Origin of the sequence: Actinoplanes rectilineatus, from assembly GCF_000962825.1 — a bacterium.
Classification (GTDB): domain Bacteria; phylum Actinomycetota; class Actinomycetes; order Mycobacteriales; family Micromonosporaceae; genus Actinoplanes; species Actinoplanes rectilineatus.
This window is the reverse complement of sequence record NZ_JZKF01000200.1, coordinates 1-1,379: the sequence shown is the minus strand read 5'-3', so window position 1 is coordinate 1,379 and position 1,379 is coordinate 1. Positions and strand designations below refer to the sequence as shown.

Sequence of the window (1,379 nt, the reverse complement as noted above, 5' to 3'; positions counted from 1 at the left end):
CCTGGTGATCCGGGCGGCGCACGTGGTGGCCGACGCGTACACGTACTACAACGTGTTCCGGCTGGCGTCGCGGCTCTACGACGACCTGGACGCCGACGTCAGCGATGCGCTGCTGGAGCCGCTGTCGTTCCCCGGTGTGCCGCGGAGCGACGTGGCGGAGGCGGTCGCGTTCTTCCGGGAGAACCTGCACGCGGTCACCTCGCTCACGCCCGAGCAGCTGGCCGACCACCGTGGTCCGGACGGCACGATCCGGGGCCGGCGCCGTCAAATCCTGCTCGACAGCGCGCGTTCCGGCCGGCTGATCGGGTGGATGCAGGAGAACGGCATCGCCCGTTTCCCGTTCTTCCTGGCCGCGCAGGCGTTGTTGCAGGGTGCGCTGACGGGGCGTGACGACGTGGTGGTGGGTGTTCCGCTGGCGAACCGGCGTGGAAAGCGGCAGCGTGAGGCGTACGGGTATTTCGTGAACACGTTGCCGGTGGCGATCGACCTGAGTGTGTATCCGGATTTTCCGTCGCTGTGCCGGGCGCTCGCCGTGCACACGTCGCGGATGCTGCGGTACCAGGATTTCGACCTGACGGCGCATGCGGCTGAGGTGTTCGACAATCCGCCGGCGCGGCTGACGGTGGCCAGCACGTTCACGTATTACAAGGAGGCGCTGGAGGTTCCGCTGACCGGTTGCACGGTGGAGCCGTTGTCGCTGGACCGTGGCCAGGTGATGTTCCCGTTGACGGTGAATGTCGAGGAGCACGACGAGCGGATCTGGCTGCATGTCGAGCACTCGCATCAGCTCGAGGCGGCCCGGCCGGTGGATCTCCTCACGGCGGTGCTGGATGCGGTGACGGCCGGCCCTGCGGTGCCGTTGTCCGAGGTCTGTGCGGTGGGTCCGGCGGAACTGGCCCGGATCGACGGGCTGTCCCGGGTTGCCGAGTTCGCGACGCCGCCGTCGCTGGCAGCGGCTTTCGCGTCGGCGGTCAGCCGGCACGCGGACCGGAATGCGGTCGGGGATTGGACGTATCGGGAGCTGGACGAGGCCTCGGACCGGATCGGGCACGAGCTCGTGCGTACCGTGACGGGGGAGTACGTCGCGGTTCGGATGCAGCCGTCGCCGGAGTTGATCGCGACGCTGCTCGGGGTGTTGAAGGCCGGCAAGTGCTATGTGCCGCTGGACCCGCAGGCACCGTCGGCGCGGCTGGCCCACATCACCGCGCAGTTCGCCGACCTGCCCGTGGTGACCCGCGAGGACACGGACCGGATGCTGGCCCTGCCGGACGCCGGGCCGCTGTCGGTGGCGCCGTCCCGGCACGCTTATGTCATCTTCACGTCGGGGTCGACGGGTGTTCCCAAGGGTGTTCAGGTCACGCAGCGGAATGTGTTGCGGT

1 protein-coding gene is annotated in these 1,379 nt (G+C 68.9%); it reads left to right on the top strand.

The window, feature by feature from the left end; all coding sequences use genetic code 11:
- A partial coding sequence (locus WH85_RS46060; RefSeq protein ID WP_045748562.1) for an AMP-binding protein occupies positions 1-1,379 on the top strand: 1,379 nt, incomplete at both ends.